The following is a 6879-nucleotide window of genomic DNA, read 5'->3' as shown; positions in this document are numbered from 1 at the left end:
GGACAGCCTAGTGATCAATGGAAACGGCCGGTTGCGTGGCGGTGAGGTCGACAGCCACAATGATCATAGAATTGCGATGGCGCTTACGGTCGCATCGTGTATTGCGCAGGACGAGATCGTGCTTACGGGCGCAGAAAGCGTCAAGAAGTCCGCGCCGGATTTCTTTTCTGAATGGGAAAGCGTAGGGGGTAAAGTCAAATGAGTGCTACCTTTGGTAAAATATTGAAGACAACCATATTCGGCGAGTCTCATTCAGCTGCGATCGGCGTGGTGATAGACGGCTTGCCGGCGGGAATGGTGATCGACGAGGCGCTTGTCCGGCTGGGGATGAAAAGACGCGCGCCGAATACGAGTGACGCGTCGACCAAGCGGAGCGAGCCGGATATGTATGAGATCGTGAGTGGCTTTTTTCAGGGTAAGGCGACAGGTACGCCGCTGTGCGCGATAATCAGGAACAAAGACACGCGTTCGCAGGATTACGAAAAAACCGCGGCGCTGTTGCGTCCCGGTCACGCAGATTATACGGGAATCGTGAAATACAACGGAGCCAACGACTACCGCGGCGGCGGCCACTTTTCTGGACGGCTTACCGCGCCTCTTGTTTTTGCGGGCAGCGTAGCGCGGCAATTGCTCGGCGCCAAAGGCGTTAAAGTTGGAGCGTGTATCCATTCGATCGCAAAGGTTGCAGACCAGAAAGAACTTACAGCGGATATTTTGGATGCAGTAGAACAAAAAGAATTTCCCGTAGTGGACGACATTACAGGTGACAAAATGCGCGAAGTGATCGCGCAGGCGCGGCTTGAAGGTGACTCGGTCGGAGGCGTGATCGAGTGTGTGATCGATGGGATTCCAGCAGGACTGGGAGAACCGTTTTTTGACAGCGTTGAGAGCCGGATGGCTCACATGATGTTTTCTGTTCCCGCTATCAAGGGTATTGAATTTGGTGCTGGGTTTGGCATCGCCCGGATGAATGGAAGCGAAGCAAACGACGTACCTGTGATGCGGAATAAAAAGATGACCTTTAAGAGCAACCATAATGGCGGGATCAACGGCGGGATCAGCAACGGTATGCCCATCGTGTTCCGTGTGGTAGTCAAACCGACCGCTTCTATTTTCAAAACACAGGAGACGGTCAATATCAAAACGATGGAGAACGAGACGCTGCAGATACACGGACGCCACGATACATGTATTGCATTGCGCGCTGTGGAGGTCGTCAAATGTGCTGCGGCATTGGTGATGGCAGACCTTTTGTTGGAGGCACGGAATGACTGAACTGGAAAAATTACGCGAGCAAATTGATAAGGTCGATCGAACGATCATCGATGCGTTCATAGAAAGGCTTCACATCGCGCAAGGGGTGGCGGATTATAAGATTACGCACGATCTTCCGGTGCTTGATCGCTCTAGGGAGCAGGAGGTGCTGAAAAAGAGACGCGCTATGGCAGAAGACCCTTCCCTTGACGCAGATATCGATCGGCTGTTTGAGCTGTTGATGAAGATCAGCAGGGAGCACCAGGCAAAACAGGTAGAAGATGTAAGACCGGCTGCAAAAAAAATGGCTGCCGTGGGGACGATCGGCTATCAGGGCGTGCGCGGGGCGTATTCTGATCTGGCACAAAACAGGTATTTTGGCGACGATGTAAACAGTATCAGTTTACCGGCGTTTGAAGATGTATTCAGGGCGGTCGCAGATGGCGAAATCGAGTATGGCGTGGTGCCCATTGAAAACTCGTATGCAGGCAGCGTAGGACAGGTTTACGACCTGCTTGACCAGTTCGATGTAAAGATCGTTGGGGAGCAGATGATCCATATCGAGAATGCTCTATTGGGCGTTCCTGGAGGCACAATAAAAGATATTAAAGAGGTATACTCGCACGACCAGCCGTTTTTACAGTGTGCGGCGTATTTGAAAAAACATCCGGTGTGGAAGCAGATCCCGTATTATAATACCGCTGTGAGCGCGAAATATGTAGCGGAGTGCGGTGATAAAGCAAAAGCGGCGATCGCAAGCGAATATGCGGCGGAGATATACGGATTGCAGGTGCTTAAGCCGTCCATCAGTACAAGCGGGGAGAATACGACGCGTTTTATTGTGATCGGTGCACAGTATGTAAAGAATGCCGCTGCAAATAAAGCGAGCGTTGGGTTTGTGCTGAAACATGAGAGCGGCGCACTTGCGCGTGTGCTCAATGCTTTTGCGCGTTTGCATTTGAATATGGTCAAGATCGAGTCGCGTCCACTGCATGACAAGAACTTTGAATATCGTTTTTATGTTGATTTTGCGGGGGAAGGTATTGCAGATCAAATCGATTCCGCAATGGATGAAATCAAGCCTTATTGTGCGCAGTTGCGGCTTCTTGGCGTATACAGGAACGGAGAACAGCAGTGATGGGCAATGTTTATCTGACGGGAATGATGGGCTGTGGTAAAACGGCGATCGGACGCAAGGCAGCTAAGAAAACCGAAAGAAGGTTTTGGGATATCGATGCGCGCATCGAAAAGGAAGCGGGCAGTACGATCACGCGTATTTTTGAAGAATTAGGCGAGAGCGGATTCCGTAAAATGGAAACGGATATGCTGCGGCGGATCGCAAAGGAAGAAACGAACGCGATCATCTCATGCGGGGGCGGCATTATTTTGTCAGACGAAAATATCCGCCTGATGAAAAGCAGCGGCACGATCGTTTATATCGAACGGGATATTGCAGTGATCGCAGGAAAGGTCGATATCAAAAATCGGCCTGTTTTGCAACGTGACAGGGATAACATCAAAAAAGTTTTTGAGAGCAGAAAACAGCGCTATGAATCGTCGTGCGATCATAAGCTGTTAAATGATGCAACGATTGAAAAAGCGGTCGATTCACTGATCGCTCTTTTGAAGCTTTGAGCAGATCGCCTCGTAATCGTCCTTGTCAGGAAGGATACCGCAGAATTTCTCAAAGGCGTAAAACGCTTGCCAGATAAGCATTCCTAAGCCATTCATCGTTTGTAAGCCGCGTGACTGCGCCTGGGCAAGCAATGCGGTTTTTGGCGGGCTGTAGATCAGGTCGCATACCACTGCGTGAGCGGGCAGCAAACTGATAAAATCAAAGTTTTCAAAATCATACTTGGTTCCGCTCATACCGAGCGACGTCGTATTGATCAGAAGGTCGCATTGCGGCATATATTGGCTGATGTTATCGAGCGTATCGGCAGTACCGCCGCATGCCTGCGTCATTTTTTGTGCTTTTGCAAGCGTACGGTTGAGCACAATTGTATTTTCAGCGTTCTTTTCTACAGCGTCCGCGTATAGCAGGCCGGTGACTGCGCCTGCGCCGAGGAATATGACGTTTTTGCCTGCGTAATCCGCACCCAGCTGCCGCAAAGACGCGTAAAAGCCCCGGGCGTCTGTGGAATAACCATAAAGACCATCCTCTTTCACAACGACGGTATTTACGCTGTCGCGCGCTTCCTTTGAAATACAGGCCAGATGGGGAAGGATGTCTTGTTTTAGCGGCATCGTGATATTGAAGCCACATATCCCACGCTGCGTAAGCTGCGCTAAGAATGCATCCATGCCGTCGTGATCGACAGGATAAGCGGTATATGTATAGTCCAGCCCATAACGCTCATATAAGGCGTTGTGGATCGCCGGAGACAAACTGTGTGCGATCGGTTGACCGATGACGCAGTAATTTTTGGCCATACTGTAAAAAATCCTTTCGGTTTATGTTATAATGAAAACAATAAAATTATAACACACTTTTAAAGTCAGGTAAAAAAATGAAAAAGATATTGATCATGAATGGACCAAATTTAAATATGCTGGGGATTCGCGAGCCGGGTGTTTATGGGAATATGTCGCTTGGCGATATGAACGATTTTATCCGGGCGGAGGTCGAAAAGAAGAACTATGATGTTGAACTGGAATTTTTCCAATCGAACCATGAAGGGGCATTGATAGACAAGCTGCATGAGTGCTACAACAGGAAAAATGGTATCATTCTGAATGCCGGAGCGTATACGCATTACAGCTATGCGATCCGCGACGCAATTTCCTCTGTTGGTATCCCGTGTGTGGAAGTGCATCTTTCCGATATCCATGCAAGGGAAGAATTCCGGCATGTATCTGTCGTTCAGGAGGTATGTGTGGCGCAGATTTGCGGCAAAGGCGTGCAGGGTTATATGGAAGCTCTGGAAATATTGATGGAGGCGCAGTAATGATAAAGGGATTATCTGAAACAGTCACGATGAACAATGGGCAAGGCATTCCGGGATTTGGTCTGGGTGTTTTTGACGCGAAGGGCAAAGCGGTATATGATGCGGTGCGTTATGCGATTGATGCGGGATACCGGCATATCGATACGGCTACGCTTTATGGCAACGAAAAGGAAGTCGGACGGGCGATCCGCGAGAGCGGTGTTGCGCGCGAAGAAATATTCCTGACGACGAAGCTCTGGCCGACAGACTTTGACGATCCGCAAAAGGCGTTTGATTTAAGTATGCGTAAGCTCGATTGCGGATATCTTGATCTTTATCTATTGCACTGGCCGGGCGCGGACGAAGGACGCCGCTTAAAGGCATGGGAGTTTGTGCTTGATCAGGTGGACAAGAAAAACATTAAAACAGCAGGTGTATCAAACTTTTTGATCTGTCATCTGGAAGAACTGAAAGAAAAGACGGGGACAATCCCTGCGAATAACCAGATCGAATTTCATCCGTGGCACCAGCAGCGGGAGCTGTGCGAATATTGCAGGCAGCAGGGGATCGTTGTGACCGCTTGGGGGCCGATGTTCCACGGGCATTTGAACGAGGAACCGCTTATGCCAAAGATCGGCAATAAATACGGCAAGAGCGCGGCGCAAGCAACGCTTCGCTGGGCGCTGCAAAAGGATGTTGTGATCATTCCCAAGTCGGCAAGGCAAGAACGTATCATCCAAAATGCTGATATTTTTGATTTTTCATTGTCAGAGGAAGATATGAGAGCGATCGACGCGCTGGACGGAAAAGGAACGTATTCGTTTGATGCGATGACCTTTGACGGAGACGTGAAGGCGGAGCGCGCAAGCCGTAAATAGAGAAAAAGAATAAAAAAAACTGCGGTACAATGTACCGCAGTTTTTGTGTTATGTAACTGTTTGGAATTAATACATTCCACCGGGCATTCCGCCGGGAGCAGCGGGCATTGCCGGCTCAGCAGAGGGAAGGTCTGTTACAACGCTTTCCGTCGTCAGCAGCATTGCCGATACGGAAGCTGCGTTCTGAACAGCAGAGCGCGCTACTTTCGTAGGATCGATGATGCCGACTTTGATCATATCGACATATTCACCCTTTGCAGCGTCAAACCCATATGTTTTGGATTTTTCCGCATTGATCTTTTCAACGATGATACTGCCTTCAAGGCCTGCGTTTGCCGCGATTTGGCGTACGGGCTCCTCGAGCGCGCGCAGAACGATCTTAGCGCCTGTTTTCTGGTCGCCTTCCAGCTGATCAATCAGGGCACTGATCTTGTCACTTACCTTCAGCAGGGCTGTGCCGCCGCCGGGAACGATACCTTCTTCAACCGCTGCGCGTGTTGCCGCAAGCGCGTCTTCGATACGCAGCTTCGTTTCCTTCATTTCTGTTTCTGTTGCAGCGCCAACGCGGATGACAGCTACGCCGCCAGCAAGTTTCGCAAGTCTTTCCTGAAGCTTTTCTTTGTCATAATCGGAAGTCGTTTCTTCGATCTGTGACTTGATGGACTTGATGCGAGCCTGAATGTCTTCCTTGCTGCCCATGCCTTCAACGATCACTGTGTTTTCTTTGTCTACCTTGACCTGCTTCGCGTGACCGAGCATCTCTACTGTAGCATCCTTAAGATCAATGCCGACTTCTTCGGAGATCACGGTTCCGCCTGTGAGGGTAGCGATATCCTGCAGCATTGCTTTTCTTCTGTCGCCAAAGCCCGGCGCTTTTACTGCAACGCAGTTGAATGTTCCGCGCAGCTTATTGACGACCAAAGTAGCAAGCGCTTCGCCTTCAACATCTTCAGCGATGATGAGCAGCTTTTTGCCTTGCTGTACGATCTGTTCGAGAACAGGGAGCAGATCCTGAATATTCGTAATTTTCTTGTCTGTGATGAGAATAAGCGGATCGTCTAAGATCGCTTCCATTTTATCTGTATCCGTTACCATGTATGCAGAAGCATATCCACGGTCGAACTGCATTCCTTCAACGACTGCGAGCTCTGTCTGCATCGTTTTGGATTCTTCAACAGTGATAACGCCGTCGTTACCGACTTTTTCCATCGCTTGAGCGATCAGCGAACCGATTTCTTCATCGGCAGCGGAAATGCTTGCAACCTGCGAAATTGCTTTGGAATCTGCAATCGGCTTGGACATTTCCTGCAATCCTTCAACAGTAGCTTCCGAAGCTTTGAGGATACCTTTTCTGATGCCCATCGGGTTTGCGCCCGCCGCGACGTTTTTGAGTCCTTCACGGATGATCGCCTGTGCGAGCAGGGTAGCTGTCGTCGTACCGTCGCCGGCTACGTCGTTTGTTTTTGTCGCAACTTCCTTTACGAGCTGTGCGCCCATATTTTCAAAGGGGTCTTCCAGTTCGATCTCTTTTGCGATCGTAACACCATCATTCGTGATGAGGGGGGAACCGAACTTCTTATCCAGAACCACGTTTCTGCCCTTGGGCCCTAATGTTACCTTTACTGTATCAGCAAGCTGATTTACGCCGCTCTCAAGAGCACGGCGTGCTTCTTCACCAAATTTCAATTGCTTTGCCATAATTGTTTTGCCTCCTTCTTATTTCACGATAGCGAGAATGTCCGACTGGCGAACGATGACAAGTTCTTCGCCATCCAATTTTACGTCTGTACCCGCATATTTGGAGTACAGAACCTTGTCGC

7 protein-coding genes and 2 pseudogenes are annotated in these 6879 nt (G+C 49.6%); 6 read left to right on the top strand and 3 right to left on the bottom strand.

The window, feature by feature from the left end:
* The 4 genes and pseudogenes from VB081_RS14410 to VB081_RS14395 form a co-directional block, all read left to right on the top strand.
* Positions 1 to 202: pseudogene (locus VB081_RS14410) on the top strand (3-phosphoshikimate 1-carboxyvinyltransferase); the annotation flags it as partial.
* Positions 199 to 1275, top strand: a complete 1077-nt coding sequence (gene aroC, locus VB081_RS14405) for a chorismate synthase (protein WP_323401471.1) — start codon at positions 199 to 201, stop codon at positions 1273 to 1275. The pseudogene VB081_RS14410 and the gene aroC, both read left to right, overlap by 4 nt.
* Complete coding sequence (locus VB081_RS14400) at positions 1268 to 2392, top strand: bifunctional chorismate mutase/prephenate dehydratase (protein ID WP_323401470.1); 1125 nt, start codon at positions 1268 to 1270, stop codon at positions 2390 to 2392. Before aroC ends, VB081_RS14400 begins: the two co-directional genes overlap by 8 nt.
* Positions 2392 to 2889, top strand: coding sequence for a shikimate kinase (locus VB081_RS14395; RefSeq protein ID WP_323401469.1), 498 nt, complete (start codon positions 2392 to 2394; stop codon positions 2887 to 2889). Before VB081_RS14400 ends, VB081_RS14395 begins: the two co-directional genes overlap by 1 nt.
* Here the strand turns inward: VB081_RS14395 and aroE are convergent.
* Positions 2863 to 3687, bottom strand: a complete 825-nt coding sequence (gene aroE / locus VB081_RS14390) for a shikimate dehydrogenase (protein WP_323401468.1) — start codon at positions 3685 to 3687, stop codon at positions 2863 to 2865. The two genes, VB081_RS14395 and aroE, sit on opposite strands and share 27 nt — an antisense overlap.
* 77 nt (positions 3688 to 3764) lie before the next feature.
* Here aroE and aroQ point away from each other — a divergent pair, with 77 nt between their 5' ends.
* A complete protein-coding gene (gene aroQ / locus VB081_RS14385; RefSeq protein ID WP_323401467.1) occupies positions 3765 to 4202 on the top strand; it encodes a type II 3-dehydroquinate dehydratase in 438 nt (145 codons plus the stop codon).
* Positions 4202 to 5059 carry an aldo/keto reductase gene (locus tag VB081_RS14380; RefSeq protein WP_323401466.1) on the top strand — a complete coding sequence of 286 codons (858 nt, stop codon included), beginning with the start codon at positions 4202 to 4204 and terminating at the stop codon, positions 5057 to 5059. Before aroQ ends, VB081_RS14380 begins: the two co-directional genes overlap by 1 nt.
* 66 nt (positions 5060 to 5125) lie before the next feature.
* Here the strand turns inward: VB081_RS14380 and groL are convergent, their stop codons facing one another.
* The gene (gene groL / locus VB081_RS14375; RefSeq protein ID WP_323401465.1) at positions 5126 to 6757 is read right to left on the bottom strand and encodes a chaperonin GroEL; all 1632 of its coding nucleotides are present in this window, start codon (positions 6755 to 6757) and stop codon (positions 5126 to 5128) included.
* Between the two features lie 18 nt (positions 6758 to 6775).
* Positions 6776 to 6879: pseudogene (locus VB081_RS14370) on the bottom strand (co-chaperone GroES); the annotation flags it as partial.

It is taken from the genome of Christensenella sp., from assembly GCF_034927525.1.
Classification (GTDB): Bacteria; Bacillota; Clostridia; order Christensenellales; family Christensenellaceae; genus Christensenella.
This window is presented reverse-complemented; position numbering and strand designations above follow the sequence as displayed.

Coding starts and splice junctions, on each gene's coding strand:
- aroE (WP_323401468.1), bottom strand. CDS start 3,687: ATGGCCAAAAATTACTGCGTCATCGGTCAACCGATCGCACACAGTTTG.
- aroQ (WP_323401467.1), top strand. CDS start 3,765: ATGAAAAAGATATTGATCATGAATGGACCAAATTTAAATATGCTGGGG.
- aroC (WP_323401471.1), top strand. CDS start 199: ATGAGTGCTACCTTTGGTAAAATATTGAAGACAACCATATTCGGCGAG.
- VB081_RS14380 (WP_323401466.1), top strand. CDS start 4,202: ATGATAAAGGGATTATCTGAAACAGTCACGATGAACAATGGGCAAGGC.
- groL (WP_323401465.1), bottom strand. CDS start 6,757: ATGGCAAAGCAATTGAAATTTGGTGAAGAAGCACGCCGTGCTCTTGAG.
- VB081_RS14400 (WP_323401470.1), top strand. CDS start 1,268: ATGACTGAACTGGAAAAATTACGCGAGCAAATTGATAAGGTCGATCGA.
- VB081_RS14395 (WP_323401469.1), top strand. CDS start 2,392: ATGGGCAATGTTTATCTGACGGGAATGATGGGCTGTGGTAAAACGGCG.